13 protein-coding genes are annotated in these 14,833 nt (G+C 68.7%); 10 read left to right on the top strand and 3 right to left on the bottom strand.

The genetic code is table 11. The features are described from left to right. The first annotated feature begins 91 nt into the window (after window positions 1–91). Entirely contained in the window at window positions 92–1,093 is a 1,002-nt protein-coding gene (locus IPG50_07825) for a hypothetical protein (protein MBK6692097.1), read from the top strand. Window positions 1,094–1,100: 7 nt separating this feature from the next. Here the strand turns inward: IPG50_07825 and IPG50_07820 are convergent, their stop codons facing one another. Continuing rightward, complete coding sequence (locus tag IPG50_07820) at window positions 1,101–2,132, bottom strand: hypothetical protein (GenBank protein ID MBK6692096.1); 1,032 nt, start codon at window positions 2,130–2,132, stop codon at window positions 1,101–1,103. Between the two features lie 182 nt (window positions 2,133–2,314). Between IPG50_07820 and IPG50_07815 the strand changes: the two genes are divergently transcribed. From IPG50_07815 to IPG50_07780, 8 genes are all read left to right on the top strand, one after another. Beyond that, window positions 2,315–4,933 carry a PBP1A family penicillin-binding protein gene (locus tag IPG50_07815; protein MBK6692095.1) on the top strand — a complete coding sequence of 873 codons (2,619 nt, stop codon included), beginning with the start codon at window positions 2,315–2,317 and terminating at the stop codon, window positions 4,931–4,933. Then, entirely contained in the window at window positions 4,933–6,285 is a 1,353-nt protein-coding gene (locus tag IPG50_07810; GenBank protein ID MBK6692094.1) for a hypothetical protein, read from the top strand. The genes IPG50_07815 and IPG50_07810 overlap by 1 nt, the downstream gene beginning before the upstream one ends. Then, window positions 6,275–7,612 carry a hypothetical protein gene (locus IPG50_07805; protein ID MBK6692093.1) on the top strand — a complete coding sequence of 446 codons (1,338 nt, stop codon included), beginning with the start codon at window positions 6,275–6,277 and terminating at the stop codon, window positions 7,610–7,612. Before IPG50_07810 ends, IPG50_07805 begins: the two co-directional genes overlap by 11 nt. A 101-nt stretch (window positions 7,613–7,713) precedes the next feature. Continuing rightward, complete coding sequence (locus tag IPG50_07800; GenBank protein ID MBK6692092.1) at window positions 7,714–9,375, top strand: HAMP domain-containing protein; 1,662 nt, start codon at window positions 7,714–7,716, stop codon at window positions 9,373–9,375. 65 nt (window positions 9,376–9,440) lie between these two features. Further along, window positions 9,441–10,181, top strand: a complete 741-nt coding sequence (locus tag IPG50_07795) for a queuosine precursor transporter (GenBank protein MBK6692091.1) — start codon at window positions 9,441–9,443, stop codon at window positions 10,179–10,181. Beyond that, complete coding sequence (locus IPG50_07790) at window positions 10,178–11,461, top strand: hypothetical protein (protein MBK6692090.1); 1,284 nt, start codon at window positions 10,178–10,180, stop codon at window positions 11,459–11,461. The genes IPG50_07795 and IPG50_07790 overlap by 4 nt, the downstream gene beginning before the upstream one ends. Window positions 11,462–11,536: 75 nt before the next feature. Next, on the top strand, window positions 11,537–11,998 hold the full coding sequence (locus IPG50_07785; protein ID MBK6692089.1) for a hypothetical protein: 462 nt from the start codon (window positions 11,537–11,539) through the stop codon (window positions 11,996–11,998). Window positions 11,999–12,036: 38 nt separating this feature from the next. Beyond that, window positions 12,037–12,981 carry a peptidyl-prolyl cis-trans isomerase gene (locus IPG50_07780; protein ID MBK6692088.1) on the top strand — a complete coding sequence of 315 codons (945 nt, stop codon included), beginning with the start codon at window positions 12,037–12,039 and terminating at the stop codon, window positions 12,979–12,981. Window positions 12,982–12,993: 12 nt separating this feature from the next. Here IPG50_07780 and rnc read toward each other — a convergent pair whose 3' ends face one another. Both rnc and IPG50_07770 read right to left on the bottom strand, forming a co-directional pair. Beyond that, window positions 12,994–13,740: a ribonuclease III gene (gene rnc / locus IPG50_07775; protein MBK6692087.1), complete on the bottom strand. Its 747-nt coding sequence runs from the start codon at window positions 13,738–13,740 to the stop codon at window positions 12,994–12,996. Between the two features lie 38 nt (window positions 13,741–13,778). Next, window positions 13,779–14,090 carry a 4a-hydroxytetrahydrobiopterin dehydratase gene (locus tag IPG50_07770; GenBank protein ID MBK6692086.1) on the bottom strand — a complete coding sequence of 104 codons (312 nt, stop codon included), beginning with the start codon at window positions 14,088–14,090 and terminating at the stop codon, window positions 13,779–13,781. Between the two features lie 114 nt (window positions 14,091–14,204). Between IPG50_07770 and IPG50_07765 the strand changes: the two genes are divergently transcribed. Then, a complete protein-coding gene (locus IPG50_07765) occupies window positions 14,205–14,813 on the top strand; it encodes a hypothetical protein (GenBank protein ID MBK6692085.1) in 609 nt (202 codons plus the stop codon). The last annotated feature ends 20 nt before the right edge of the window (window positions 14,814–14,833 follow it).

Raw genomic sequence — 14,833 nt, 5'->3', positions numbered from 1 at the left:
GGCCCATCGCGTCGATGCCGCACAAAACCGTGCGACATGAGCCCCACGTCGGGCTCCATGAAGCATGCAACCTCGCTTTTCCGCTCGGCGCTTGGTGCCACTGTCCGGCGTAGCGTGCCTTCTCCTGGTCGTAGCCTGCGGCGACGGAACGACGCGGGCGTTCGTCAGTGGCTCGCCCGATGGTGGCTCGCCGACAATTTCCCGTCCCGACGACGCGCCCGAGGAGTTCGGTGCCGACGACTTCTGGGAGACCGACCCGCCGCCCGCCTGGTGTGGCCCGGGCAAGGCGCCCAAAGATCAGGTTCCCGGCGGCACCCCGGAATGCCCCTCCGACAAGAACAAGGAAGGATGCCCCTGCACGACGCTCGGCGAAGAAGCTCCGTGCTGGCCGGGGCTTCGCAAGCAGCGGGGCCTCGGCGTCTGCAAAGACGGCGTCACGCGCTGCGAGGCGGACGGCGAGATCGGCAAAGTGTGGGGTGCATGCAAGGGCGCAGTGAAGCCAAGAGCCGGCGCAAAGAGCGGCAAAGACGCGTGCGCCTGTTTCTCCAAGGGCCGCTGGGACATCGACAACGTGGTCCCGTGTTTCGTCGAGATCGGGCCCGGCAAGTTCGCCGCCGTGTCGACGGAAGCCGGCAACTGCCCTGCGAGCCTCTCGTCACTCTCTCCGGGGCAAATGCCGAAGGCGCCGACGGGCGGCACCTGGTCGAAGGATCGCCTCAGCGCCGACTGCGCCGGGCACTTCAAGCTCTGCTACGCGATCAAGGCCGGCGACGTGAACGCGCCTTCTCCGAACGATTGCGTCGTCGCGAAGTCGTGTGTCGATACCGACTACAAGGCCGCGAACGTGACCCAGGCATTGCCCGACCTTCCGCACTGGGCGACGACCGACTCGGTGTGTGCCACCAAGTTCCAAGCGAGCGGCGGCTACGCAGAGATGAGCGTCATCGGCGAGAGCGTCCGTTGCGACGAGGTCAGCGACGAAGGGAAACCGCTCGTCTTCCGTCGCAACGGCTTCTGTCCTTCGGTGTGCGATCAGGACCCGTCGCGGCCTGAGTGTCAGGCCTGCGCCAAGGACGCGAGCGGCGAGTTCTGAACGCTCGCTACTTGCAGGGGCCCTGGGCCATGCCCGGGATGGACAGGAGCGAGGTCGTGCTCTTCAGGATCGAGCCGGTGTCGTTCATGATGTAGAGGTTGCCCTTCGCGACGACGTGAACCTCGTCGGTGTCGGGCCGGTACGTGAAGGCATCGACGTGGCACGTGCCCGCCTGGCCCGCGCAGGGGCCGTTGGCGACGGCCGTGAGGCTCGTGAGCGACTGGGAGCCCACGAGCGCGTACGGCGACGTGCCGTTGACCGCCCAAATCTTCCCGTCGGCGATGAGGTGGTATTGGCCGAGGTCCGAGCGGTAGGCGCCCGCCTCGAAGGTGCACGCCGTAGCCGCCTTGCCTTCGCAAGGGCCGCCGGCGCCGACGAGGCCCGTGAACGTCTGGAGGGAGAGCGAGCCGAGGATGTTGCCGTCGATATCGAGGCGCCAGAGCGTTCCGCTCTGGGCGATGTGGTATTCGCCGAGGTCCTCGCGCCACGTGGTGGCCTCGAGGCGGCACGTGCCGACTTGGCCGGCACATGGGCCCGCCGCCGGATTGAGCGAGACCGACCCCAGGAGCACCCCTGCGGCGCTGACGGCCCAGATCTTTCCCTTCGCGACGATGTCGTACTCGTTGACCGTAACGGCGCCTGTGTTTCTCACCCAGGTGGCATCGTCGATGCTGCAGACGGGCCCCGCGTCGACTTGCGCGTCAGCGGCTGCGTCGTTTCCGGCGACACCCGTGTCGTTCGCCGCATCGACCACGGGGGCCGCGTCGACGGGCTTCGCGGCGTCCCGGCCAACAGGCGCCGCGTCGCTCACGCTTGTCGTTGCGTCCTCCTCCGTACCGGTGTCGGCAACGCCGCCGTCCTTGCGCGGCGTCGTGCCTGCGTCCTGGTCCTCGATGAGAGTGCCGCCGCCCGCGTCCTTCTTCGTCGTGGTGCCGCCCGCATCCTGGGGCGCCTCGGCCGACGTACCCGTACCCGACGCAGCGCCAGCGCTGCAACCGGCGGCGAGAATCATGAAGAGAGCGAGCTTTCGAGCGTTCATCGTGGGTTCCCGTCGGCGCGCCCTTCGAAGCGGTGCGCCGGCAGAGCGGGGTAGCACCGGGATCGAGCAAGTCCAGCCGACGGGCGTCCGCTTCGCGGGAAATTCCCTTGAAAATCACGGCGACGCTGTACAGCTGTCACCGGGTTTGCCGTTTCCTGAGGTTCTCGGCTACGCCTTGGGCCGTGTCCGAGCCGCTCGCTCCCCCAGAAAAGCCCGGCCCCGGACGGAAGCGGGCTCCCGAGTCCAGCGTTCTTCCCAAGAACGTGAGGCGCGCCGCTCCATTTGCTGAATCCGAGTCAGCGGGCGCCGAGGCGGTCGCCGAGAAACCGAGCGGCGGCGCTCCCCGTCAGCGTGGCGCTCGCGGCGCACGGCGCGGCTTCTGGCGCGGCCTCCTCGTTTGGACCGGACGACTCACGCTGCTCGGCGTCGTGCTCGCCCTCGTCGCGCTCGCCGTGGCCTTCGCCTACGTCCGCCGCATCGAGGCCACGCTGCCGGCTGCCATCGACCTCAAGAGCACGTACCACCCGGCGCAAGTGACACGCGTCCTCGCGCGCGACGGCACGCTCTTGGCGGAGCTCTTCACCGAGCGGCGCACCGTCGTTCCCATCAAGAGCCTGCCGGCCCACGTCAAGCTGGCGGTCCTCGCAGCCGAGGACGCGAGCTTCTACGAGCACGAGGGACTCAACTACTTCGGCATCGCGCGCGCCTTCATCGTGAACCTGAAGGCCGGCCGCAAGCGCCAAGGCGGCTCGACGATCACGCAGCAGGTCGTCAAGAACCTGATCCTCGACTCCGAGAAGACCTACGAGCGCAAGCTTCGCGAGGCGTTGCTCTCGCGCCGCATCGAGCAAGAGCTCACGAAGGACGAGATCCTCGAGCTCTACCTGAACCACATCTATTTTGGTCACGGGCGCTACGGCGTCGAAGAGGCGGCGCGGCACCTCTTCGGCAAGGCGGCTCGCGAGATCTCCATCGCCGAGGCGGCCCTCCTTGCTGGACTTCCTGCGGGGCCCGAGCTCTTCAGCCCGCGCCGCGACCTTCGTCGCTCGCTCACGCGTCGCGCCTTCGTCTTGGGGCAAATGCGTGAGAAGGGCTTCCTGCCCGAGGCCGCATACCTTGAGGCGATGGCGGAGCCCGTGCACCTCGCGGCGAGTGAGGCTCCCCAAAGCGAGCTCGCGCCGGAGGCCGTCGAGCTCGCGCGCCGCATGCTCGCCAAGGTTGAACCGGAGCGCTCGAAGCGTGGAGGCTTCGTCATCAAGACGACCATCGATCCGAAGCTCCAGGCGGCGGCTCGCAAGGCGCTCCGCGAAGGCCTCGTGGCGTACGACAAGCGAAAGGGGGTCGTTGGGCCTCTCAAAGAGCCCACCCCCGACAAGAAGGGGCGCGTCGCAAAGCCCACGGCGTCGCGCGAACTCTTGGCCGACGGCCTGCCCGAGAAGAACAAGACGTACGTCGGCACGGTGACCGGCGTGGATGATGTCAAGGGCACGATCGAGGTGCGGCTTGGAGCCGTCACCGGTGTAGCGCTCCTGCGCGATCACGAGCGCTACAACCCGCAGAAGTTGAGCCCCAGTGCGTTTGCTCCCATCGGCAGCTTCGTGCGCGTGACGGCTCTAGGCGCCCCCGACGCTCCGCTCGCCGCTGCCGCGCCGACGACGACCATCGACGGAGGCGTCGCCGACGCGGGCACGAGCGCCCTCGCACGCTCCAAGATCCCGCTGCGGCTGGAGCTCGGGCCCGAAGGAGCCCTCGTAGCCCTCGACGTTCGGACGCGGCAGATCGTGGCGCTGGTGGGAAGCTACGAGGCGCAGAGCGGTGGCCTTGATCGCGCGACGCAGGCCAAGCGTCAGCCCGGTTCGACCTTCAAGCCGATCGTCTACGCCCAAGCGTTGCGCACGCGCCGCTTCACTCCCGCGTCGCTGCTCGACGTCACGCCGGCAACCTTCGCCGGCGGCTATCGTCCCGCGAACTACGAAGGGTGGAAGGACAGCGAGCCGCTGCGGCTGCGCGAGGTTCTGGCGAACTCCGTCAACGTCGCGGCGGTGCGCGTCATCGAAGACGTGGGCCCCGCGGGGGTCGTGGAGCTGGCGCGCGCCATGGGCATCGAGTCCACGATGAAGCCCGATCTCTCGCTCGCGCTCGGCAGCTACGAGGTCAGTCCCATGGAGCTGGCAGGCGCCTACGCGACGCTCGCTGCCGGCGGCCTCTACGCCGAGCCGCAAGTGGTCCTCTCGATCCAAGGTCCTGACGGTGCGCCCGTCGCGCTGCCCAGCGTTCCGCCGGCGCGTCGCGTCCTCTCGGAGCCCGAGGCCTTCTTGACGACGAGCCTCCTCACGAGCGTTGTCGAGCGGGGCACGGGTCAAAAGGCCAAGGAGCTGGGCAGGCCCGTGGCGGGAAAGACGGGCACCAGCAACGGCTCGAAGGACACATGGTTCGCCGGGTATTCGCCTGACGTCGCGTCCGTCGTTTGGATTGGCTTCGACGACGGCAACCTGCTCGGCCGCGGCGAGACGGGGGGCGGTACGGCGCTTCCCGCCTGGGTCTCCTTCATGAAGAGCGCCGTTGAAGGCAAGGCCAAGACTGAGTTCGCGCGGCCCGGGGGCATCGTTCAAGTCTCCATCGACAAGCGTACCGGGCTCCTGCCCTATGACGGCGACGTTGACGTCATCGACGAGCTCTTCCTTGAGGGAACGGAGCCGAAAGACGTCGCGACGCCCTCGGAGGCCGCCGGCGCCGATGCGGGCATCGGCGAAGACGCGCGGCACGAGGCGCTCGGTGATACGGTTCCCAAGTCGAACTGATGCAATCGTCTGGCCTTTTCCCGGGCAGAAGAGGCCCTTGGATCGCGCGCGCGCGGACGACGCTTCTTGGGCTCGCCATCGCGCTCGGCTCCACACGGGCCGTCGCCGCCTCGGGTCTCGCGTCCATCGTTCGTGAGGTGGCCGAGGGCCTCAAGGACGCCCCCGCCGGCACGTTGGTCGCTACGGCCCCGCTCGTAAGCGACGTCCCTGGCGCGCGAAGCGACGAGCTTGCCTCTCGCCTCGCCGCCCTCGTGGCGGGGCGCCTTGAGAAGGGGGCGCGGCCCGCCCCTCGCGCCATGACCCTTGCGCAGGCGCGCGCCCAGCTCAAGGACACCTCTTCGCTGCTCTTCCTCGCGCCGGTCATCGAGAAGGGGCGACTCTCCGTGTCGGCAGATCTCTACGCGGTGCCGAAGAACGGCTGGGACCGCATTCGCGCGCCGAGCGTCGCGCCAAAAAATCACACCTTCGCGCAGGCGGCCATCGACGCCGAGCTTCGGTCTTACCTGCCAGCCATCCTGCTCGAGCAGGCCGCCATCTCAAAGGCGAAGCTCGACGACTCGGATGTGCTCGCGGCAGCTTGCGGTGACGTCACCGGCGACGGCGGCCTCGAGTTGGCGCTCGTGACGAAGAACCGTGTCATCTTGGGGCGCCTTGAGCGCGGACGCTTTCGCGTCGACCACGCGGTCCCTTGGGCGGCGCTGCTCCCGCGCGCGCCGGTACCGCTTCGTGAGCCCATCGCGACGGCCGCGTTCATCGACGATCGGCTGCTCGTTGGCATCTCGGACCGCGGTGGCGTCGCGCTCGACTCGGAGCTCAACGTGGCCTCTCGCCTACGCGCGCTTCCCATCCACTCCACGGGTGGCGTCGAGGCGTGCAGCATCGTCGCGCCGGCGCAAGGAGGTCTCGAGGGCGCCGTCGCATGCTCAACGCTCGCGGCGACGCAGGCGAAGCTCGCGCTGCCCACGCCGCGATTCGACGCGATCGTTGCCGCCGTCGTGATCGCGCGCGACGGTGCCGAGTCGGTGGTGCTTGCGGCCCGTGAGCCATCGGGTAAGGCGCGCGTGCGGTTTTCGGGCGCCGAGACTGAGGCGCGCAGCATCGACGCCGGCGCCGAGCTCGCGCTCTTCGACTTCGATCTAGACGGAGCGCCCGAGCTAGCCGTGTCGGCCGACGCGCAGGGGAGCGAGGACGGCATCACCCTCTACACGTTGACGCGTGGTGCGGAGCCACGGCTGCGGCGTCGAATTCCCACGCCCACGCCCGTGCGTGCGCTGGCGGCGTGCCCACCGGAGGCCAACGCGGCCCCGGGGCTCGTCGCCGTCGTCGGCGCGGAGCTCTGGCTTGTTCGGTGACGCACGAGCGCGGCTGTCGCGGCGCGGCGTGTTGGCCGCCGCGCTGGCGACCTGGGGCCTCTCAAGGAGCGCCTTCGCGAAGGGCCGTTCGCCGCTCGGCGGCAGGATCGCGCTTCGCATCCCCTTCGCCATTCGGTCACTCGACCCGCATCGGATCGACGATCCCTTCTCCGCGATCTTCTCCGACTGCGTGTTCGATGCGCTCTACGCGCGCGAAGGCGCCGCTTTCGTCCCGGCGCTCGCCGAAGGCGAGCCGACGGCCGAGGGCGACGGGCTCGTCGTCTCCCTTCGCCGCGGTCTCCAAACTGGCACCGGGCGACCCATCGACGCGCGTGACGTCGTCCACTCGCTGTCCCGCGCAAAACGGACGGGCGCGAGGCATTGGCTCGCCGAGTTGGGGGCCTTCGAGCGCTACGGAAACGACGCCGTGAGGTTCGCGTTGAAGGACCCACCGCGGCTCATGGAGCTGCTCGCGTCGCCGCTGACGAGCGTTGTTCCGGTCGCCTTCGAGGCCGAGCATCCGGACGGCACGGGGCCATTCTTCGTCGTCCCTCGGGCCGACGGGCTCTCCTTCGTGCGCAACCCCAAGGCCGCCCGCGGTCCCGCGTTTCTCGACGAGATCGTCTTGCGCGGCGCGCCGGACCTCGCCGCGTCCCTTCGCGCCTTCGAGGCGGGCGCCGACGACGTCGGCTGGCTGGGAGCGGGCCTCCACGCGCCGCGCCCCCACTCGAAGCTCTTTGACGCCGGCGCCGCCGGATGGATCGTGCTCGCCACGGGCACGCTGGCTGGCACCTTTGATGCGCCCGGCGTGACGCAGCGGTTGCTCGATGGCCTCCCGCCGCAAAAACTTACGTTCCTGGGACTCGGGGCCCCGTGGCGCCGGGAAAAAGAAGAGGGCTGGTCAGGGCCCACCGGTGAGGTCATCGTCCCCGACGATTCGGCCTACCTCATCGAGGTCGCTCGAACTGTCGCGGCGCTCCTCTCACGGCCGAGCCACGAGCTCTCGGCAGTTCCGCTTCCGGCTCGAGAGTTCGCGCTCCGTCGTCATCGACGCGATCATCTGCTCGCGCTCGATACCGCGCGCGTCGTCGCGCGCGGGCCGCAGGCCACCTGGACGTCGCTGGCGACCGTCGCCGAGCCGTCAAGCGGCGTCGTCCGCCCACCCCGCGTCACCGAGCCCTCGGCGCGGATCCTCGCGCGGACCATGCGTCTCGGCGTGGTCGGCGAATTGCGTGTGCAAGGTGCACGTATTGCCGAGTTGACCCTTCCCGCGTCGGAGAATGGCTGGGATCTGGGTGCCGCCACGCGCGGAAGGAAGGGCCTCTGAGCTCGCCGCGCCCCGACGACGCGCCGTCGCCGCTCTCGACGACGCTCGCCGCGAAGGCCGCGCGGCGTCGCTCCGCGTCGGGGCTCGCGCTTCGCCTCGTCTTGGCCTTCGGCCTGCTCGCGGCGCTGTCGACGGCGGGTTTGGGCCTTCTCTTGCGCGAGTCGCGCATCATCGAAGAGACGACGCGATTTCAGCGCGAGGTTCGCTCCGCGTGCACCCGCGTAGCCGACGAGGTCAAGCGCCAGGCGGAGAGCGACCGCCGCCTCATCGCGAGCTCGTGCGCGAAGGGTGACCTGGTCGACCGTGTTCTCGTCTCCATCGAAGCAGGGCAACTCGACGAGCGGCGGCTAGCCCTCGCCACGGGCGTGCCGACGCTCCGCGAGGCGTTCGGCCTCGACGGCCTCGTGCTCGTGACCGGCGGCGGCGAGGTGCTCGGCGCCGACCCGAAGCCGCTCCTCAACATTCCCGCCGATGAGGTTCGGCTCCTCGTAGCCGGTGCGCCGGGAAATTTTCTTCGTGGCACGCGCACCATGACGGGACTCGTCGCGCGCTGTCGGAAGGACGAGGGCCGTAGAACGGTGGCCCTCGTGGGCGTACGCGACGCGACGGCGTTGCTCGGCCGGCTGGGCGCCACCGCCGGCGTCGACATCGTGCCGCACCAGGGGGCGATCTACCTCTCGTCGCGGCAAGAAGAGCGAGCCCGTTGCGCCATCACCGACCCGAGCGGCGCGTCGCTCGAACTCTCCGTGACCAAATCGAAGAGCGCGCTCGTCGAGACCCTCGAGCGCACCGACCGCACGGTCCTCTACGCGTCGCTGGCGTCGGCGGGCGCAGCGCTGCTCCTTGGCATCCTGCTCGCGCGGAGCCTCAGTCGGCCGCTTTCGGCGCTGGCAGAGCAAGCAGGCAAGGTTGCCGAGGGGGACGCCAAGCCGCTCGAGCTGCGGGGGTCACGCGAAGTCCGCGACGTGGCCGACGCGTTCAACCGAATGCTCCGCGATCTGGAGGGGACGCGTCGGCGCCTCGCTGCTGCCTCGCGCATCGCCGCGTGGCGCGAGGTGGCACGCCGCGTCGCCCACGAGGTCAAGAATCCCCTCGCGCCGATCCGCGCCGCGGTGGAGACGCTCAGGCGCCTTCGGGCGCGCAATGATCCGCGTTTCGACGAGTACTTCGACGAAGCCACGCGGACCGTGCTCGACGAGGTGCACCGCATCTCGAACATCGTCACCGAGTTCACGAAGTTCGCGCGCCTCCCGGCGCCGAAGGTCCGCGAGGAGAACCTCCTCGAGCTCTGCGAGCGCGTGGTCGGCCTCCAACGGGCCGTGGCCGGTGAGACTCGCATCGAGATCCGCGCCGAGGCGGGGCTGCCTCGCGTCGTCTGCGACGCGGACCAGATCGTCCAGGTGCTCACGAACCTCGTCCAGAACGCCGTTGAAGCGGTGCGTGGCCTCCGTACGCCGAAGGTCTTCGTCGACGTCGAGCTCGAGGGCGACACGCGCGTCGCCATCAGCGTGCGCGACACGGGACCAGGCGTGGCGGTTGAATTGACGCCGCGCCTCTTCGAGCCCTACGCCACGACCAAGGTGCAAGGAACCGGTCTCGGCCTGGCCATCGCTCAGCGCATCGCGGTGGAACACGGTGGCGAGCTCGCATACGTTGGCGAGCCCGGGAGTGGCGCTACGTTCCGGCTCATCTTGCCGGTTCGCGGGCCCGAGTCTCCCCGTCACGACGGCGGCGACGCGCCGTCGGAAGCCCCTCTCTCCTGACTCTCCTGAACGTCGCTCACCGCTCGACCACGCTCGCCGCAGAAGATCCAAGCGCAGAACTCACCATGAGCGAACCCTCCGGCACGCCGCCCTTCGCCGCCATGGACGCGCGCGCGAAGCTCTTCGTCTACTTGGGCGCCGTCTTCGTATCGTGCCTCCTCTTGGGAGACATCATCGGCGGCAAGACCATCGCGACGCCGCTGGGTCCCATCTCCGTCGGCATCTTGCCCTTTCCCGTGACGTTTCTTCTGACGGACGTCGTCAACGACTTCTACGGCCGACGGGGCGCTCGTTTTCTTACGTTCCTCGGCTTTTTCATGGCGCTCTTGGCCTGGTTCGTCCTGCAGCTCTCGACGTGGCTCCGGCCCGACGTCTCGACGTATTTCACGCAAGGCGAGTTCGAGAAGATCTTTGGCGGGAGCGCGCAGCTCTTCGTGGCGTCGATGATCGCCTACATGATCGGGCAGCTCCTCGACATCCAGGTGTTTCAGTTCTGGAAGGCGCTCACCGAGTCGAGGCACTTGTGGCTTCGCGCCACGGGCTCCACGGTCCTGAGTCAGCTCGTCGACACGATCACCATCAACGTCGTGTTCTGGTCGTGGACCGGCGCGCGCGATCCGTCGTCGTTCTTAGGACGCATGGCGCCGATGGAGCGGTGGGACTGGATCTTCCGCAAGATTGGGCGCGAATACGGCATCAAGCTGGTCGTGGCCATTTGTTTGACCCCGGTTGTCTACGCGATTCACGGCGCCATCGTGCGCGGCCTGCGCATCGAGCCGGCGCCGGCGGAGCGCAAGAAGCCATGAAGGTGTGGCTGCCGACGGGGCGAACCGCCCTGCTCCAGCTCGCCAAGAAGCCACGCCCGGAGGTCGCGCCCGCGCCGCCGGGCGCGGGGCCAGCGCTCTTTGCCGAGGCCCTCTGGGTTATGCGAGAGAGCGTCACGCTCGACGGGCAAGGCCACGACGTCCAGGGCCTTTCGCTCGTCGACTTTCACGCGCTTCGCGCCATTCTTACGCACGAGGGGGCGCTCGACGAAGAGGTCGTGACCATCGGCTGCCTGAACTGCGGCGCCAGCATCGAGGTGTCACCCTGCAAGAGCATGCCCCTCGGTCCCTTCCTCGAAGGGGCGCTCAACGACGAGGAGCTCGATGCACGGCTCGCACCCGATGAGGTCTCCTCGATTCCCGAGATCGCGCTGGCAAGCGGCGCCGTCGCCCGTGAGGCTGTCTTCGTCGATCGCACGGTGAGCGAAGCGATGCCGCTTTGGCGCGCGCTGGGCGAGGGCTCGCTTTCATTTCAAATCAGCGCCGACGCGGTGACCGCCATGGGGCTTTTGGCGCTCGGCGCCGAGCGAGATCCAGCGCGGATCGCGGCCGCGCTGCGCGGCGCCAGCGACGAAGCCGTCTACGCAGTGAGTGAGCTCTTCCTCTCGCTCCACTACCCCTTGCGTCTGGGGGGGGTGGCACGCTGCTCGGCGTGCGGCGCCCGCAACGACGTGGACGCGCCCTTCGACCGCGAGTTCGCGCTGGGCGATGCGGCCTCGCACATCGGGAGCGGTGGGAGCGAGGAGGCGCCGTTCGTCGACTTCGAGACGTTCGATGCACGGGCCAAGGCGCTCTTCGAAGAGACACTTCCGAAGGCGCTCCAAGACGAGATCATGTTCGTCGTGGAGGGGGGCGTCGCAGCCGTCGATGACGGTGGCGTGCCGCTTCTTGGCTCCTACCTGCCGGCCACGCCGGGCGACGGTGCTTCGCCGTCGCGCTCGCACGAAGTCGCCGTCTACTACCGAACGTTCCGCGCCATCTGGCAAGACGAGGGCCCCTTTGACTGGGAATCGGAGCTCGCGGAGACCCTCGACCACGAAATTGAGCACCTCGTGGCGACGCTGCGTGGACACGACGAGACGGACGAGGAAGAGCGGCGCGAGATCGACGAAGAGGCGGCGCGCCTCCACGGCCGCCACGCGCTCCTGGCCGGCGAGGTGAGGGGCCTTCTGTCCGACGTCGCCGGGTTTCTGAGACGCACGTGGCCGCTTTGGCTCATCGTGCTTGCGCTGGCGATGCTCATGGCTTTCTCGCAAGAGTGACCTGCGCGCCGGCTCAAACACGTGAATGTGCACTCCTGTTGCGACGGACCGGCGCCTCGGCTACGACCGAGGGCCATGGCGAAGGCCAAGACGCGAGCTGTGAAGTCTCCTCCCAATCGTCGTGGGAGCCCGGAAGCCATCGAGAAGCGCCGAGCCGCGAGGATGTTTAACGACATCCTGGGTGGCCGCAGCGCCAGTGCACTCGACGGTCGCACGGAGAAGCGTCGGCAACGCTTGCTCACCGAGCTCGAGACCGGCAAGGGTCGTGGCAGCCGCGAGCTCAAGCCGCTTGACGTCTTGACGCGTGTCCAGGAGCTGCTCGAGCTCGGTGAGACCGTGGGCGCCATCCGGAAGGTGGCCAAGGTCCGCAAGCTCGGCGTGGCGCCGGAGCTCGTCACCGACGTCGTTAGTCGTCTCCACAAGGCGTACGGCTTTCGGCCCGAAGCATATCGCTTCGTTGGGATCGGCGACGACGTGCTCCGCGACGCTGGCGTCCTCGATGGCGGCGGCGTGCGCAGTCGGGCCCGGCGCGCATGATGGCGCGGTGGCTAGGCACGCCTGGCAGGCTCGCAGCGGTGCTACGCGCCGTCTCGGTGGTGACGCTGCTCTTTCACGCACGCACCGGGCGAGCCGATGCCTCCGTCCAAGAAGAGGCGACCCGCCGCGCCGCCGTCGTCGCTCGTGTCGGCGCGAAGACGCTCTCCGTTGGCGAGCTCGAGGATCGGCTGAGCGCCGTGCCCCGCTTTCAACTGCTCGAGTTCGGCGCCACGCCGCTCGCCGCCAAGAAGAAGTTTCTCGAGACGGTGGTCATTCCCGAGATGCTGCTGACCGCCGCCGGTGAGGCGGGGTCTCACGGCAAGGGCCCGCGGACCGAGGCCCTCGTGGAACGCACGCGAGCCAATGCCACGTTGCGGGCCGTTCGCGCTGCGTCGGCCACCCCAGAGCGCGTCGCCGCGGCCGACGTGAAGCGCTATTACGATGAGCATCGCGAACAATACGAAGCCTCGGAGCGAGTGCTCGTTTGGCGCATCGTCTTGGCGACCCGGGCCGAGGCGCAGTCGGTGCTCGAGGCCGCCAAGAAGGATCTCACCGTCTCCGGCTTCTCGGCCCTCGCGCGCGACAAGAGCCTCGACAAGGCGACGAACCTCCGCGGCGGCAACGTTGGCTTCTTGAGCGACGACGGAATCTCCAACGAGGCCGGCTTGCGCGTGGAGCCGACGGTCGTTTCTGCCGCAAAGTCGGTCAAGGATGGCGAGCTCGTGCCGTCACCGGTGGCCGATGGCGCTCACTTCTCCGTCGTGTGGCGTCGTGGAACCGTGAAAGCTCTTCGGAAGCCGCTCTCAGAGGTGGAGCCGCAGATTCGCCACGCGCTCGCACGGCGCGCGTCCGATCAGGCGACCAAGGCGCTCGTTTCGGACTTGAAGAAGGCGCGCGTGGGGCCGCTCGACGCCGAGCTTGTCCGCGCGACCGACCTGCCGTCTTTCCTCGACAGCCCGAAGTCCCTGCCGCTCGCGAAGTAGCGGGCGCCGCCATCAAGCGGGCGGGAGGCGGGAGGGCCTCGGAAGGCGCGTCCGGAGCTCCGCGTCGTCGAGCTCCAGCGCCGCCTCCGCCGCGGCGCGCTCGGCGATGCGCTTCGAGCGACCCTCGCCTTGCGCGATGAGGCGATCGCCGACCATCGCCTCGACCTGAAAGGTCGGCTCGTGTTTCGGCCCGCTCGAACCCTGCACGCGGTAGACCGGCGCCGGAAGCCCGTACGCTTGCACTCGCTCTTGGAGCGCGCTCTTCGGGTCCCGTCCCATGAGACGGGCGGCGTCGGCGAGCGGCTCGCGGATGACCTCCGCCACGAGGCGTCTCGCGGCGTCGTGGCCTGCGGCTTCGTAGAACGCCGCGACGAGGGCTTCCACCGCGTCGGCGATGACGTTGGTTTGGTCGCGGTCACCGCTGGCGCGCGCGCCGCGACCCAGCGCGAGCGCGTCACCGAGGCTGACGCTGCGGCCCCAGCGAGCGAGCGCGTCGGCGTTGACGAGGGCGGCTCGCATGCGCGTCAACGTTCCCTCGTCGGCGGTCGGGTGCGCTTCAAGGAGCATCTCGCTTACGCAGAGGCCCAACACGGAGTCGCCCAAGAACTCCAGCCGCTGGTTGTCGGGCGCCCCCGTCTCGTTGGAGTAGCTCGGGTGCGTCAGCGCCTCGGCGAAACGTGGAAGGGCCACTTCGCCGACGATGCCTCTCAGCGTTTCCGCTAGCGCCTCGCGCGCCTTCGTGAAGTCTTCCTCACCCACGACTCTCGTCCTTGTTGCGAGCCGACCGAGTGGGTCGTTTACGATTCCCTCGGCTGGCCTGCGTCATAGATCCCGTCGCAGGCTGCCGCAAGCTCGAGGTCCAGCGCGGTGATTCCTCCCGCGTCGTGGGTCGTCCAGAGGACTCGCGCCTTGCCGTAAGAGAGCGCTACGTCGGGGTGGTGGTCGCGTTTTTCGGCGCGGCAGCCCACCTGCACCGTGAAGGCCAACGCGGCGGCAAAATCCGCGAACGAGACGGTTCGAACGAGTGCTCCGCCGGTGCGCGCCCAAGCGGTGCGGGTCGACAACCATTCGGCGACATCGTCGTCCGTGAGGCGGGCAGGGCGGACCATGACCGGAGCGTACGGGAACTCTGGGGTGTTCTGCCTGTCGATCATGGGATGGGCTACTCTTACGCACGCAGCGCGCGTGTCGCACGCGTCGCGCCAGGGGTCTCTTTGGGTCTCATCGCTTGTCCTTTTTGCCGAGAGCTCTTCCAGGAGGGGGAGGAGACCGCGTGCCCCGTTTGCGGCGTGGAACTTTCTCCGCTGGAGAAGCTGGGCCCGTCCCACGACGTGCTCGCCGAGGAGATCCCGGTGGCGCCAGAGAACGAGGTCCTGCCACGCCTCTACTTGGGGCGCGGTCGCGGAGCCTTGGGCGTCTTAGGCGCCCTGGGAATGCCGCTCTTCTTCATGCCGTGGATCCACGTGACGTTGCCCGACACAGTGGACCTGAGCGGCTTCGACCTCGCGCGACGCCTCGTTTGGGTCTGGATGGCGCTCGCCGCGTGGGTCGTCCTCATCCCCACGGTGCTCAGTCGGCGCACCATCTGGCAATTGCGGACCGCGCGCGTCGCCGCGGGCTTCTTGAGCGCGGTTCCCGCCGTCACGACCCTGGTGCTCTTGCTCCGGCCGCCCAAGAGTCGGCTCTTGCCGCTTCAATTCACCTTCGAATGGCCCCTCTACGTGACTTTTGCGCTGTCCGTCGTGGCCGTTGCGTTGGCGGTGCGGCTCGGCGGTCGCCTCGACGACATCAAGGTTCGCCGAGGAAGTTCGTTGGGAGAAGACCTTCACTGAGGAGGCGGAGAACCGCCAAC

This window comes from Myxococcales bacterium (assembly GCA_016703425.1).
Lineage (GTDB): Bacteria > Myxococcota_A > Polyangia > Polyangiales > Polyangiaceae > JADJCA01.
This window is presented reverse-complemented; position numbering and strand designations above follow the sequence as displayed.

What these genes read in the sequence shown, in the direction of transcription:
- IPG50_07820 (MBK6692096.1), bottom strand. Translation starts at nt 2,132, where the DNA reads ATGAACGCTCGAAAGCTCGCTCTCTTCATGATTCTCGCCGCCGGTTGC.
- IPG50_07810 (MBK6692094.1), top strand. Translation starts at nt 4,933, where the DNA reads ATGCAATCGTCTGGCCTTTTCCCGGGCAGAAGAGGCCCTTGGATCGCG.
- IPG50_07795 (MBK6692091.1), top strand. Translation starts at nt 9,441, where the DNA reads ATGAGCGAACCCTCCGGCACGCCGCCCTTCGCCGCCATGGACGCGCGC.
- IPG50_07790 (MBK6692090.1), top strand. Translation starts at nt 10,178, where the DNA reads ATGAAGGTGTGGCTGCCGACGGGGCGAACCGCCCTGCTCCAGCTCGCC.
- IPG50_07785 (MBK6692089.1), top strand. Translation starts at nt 11,537, where the DNA reads ATGGCGAAGGCCAAGACGCGAGCTGTGAAGTCTCCTCCCAATCGTCGT.
- IPG50_07770 (MBK6692086.1), bottom strand. Translation starts at nt 14,090, where the DNA reads ATGGTCCGCCCTGCCCGCCTCACGGACGACGATGTCGCCGAATGGTTG.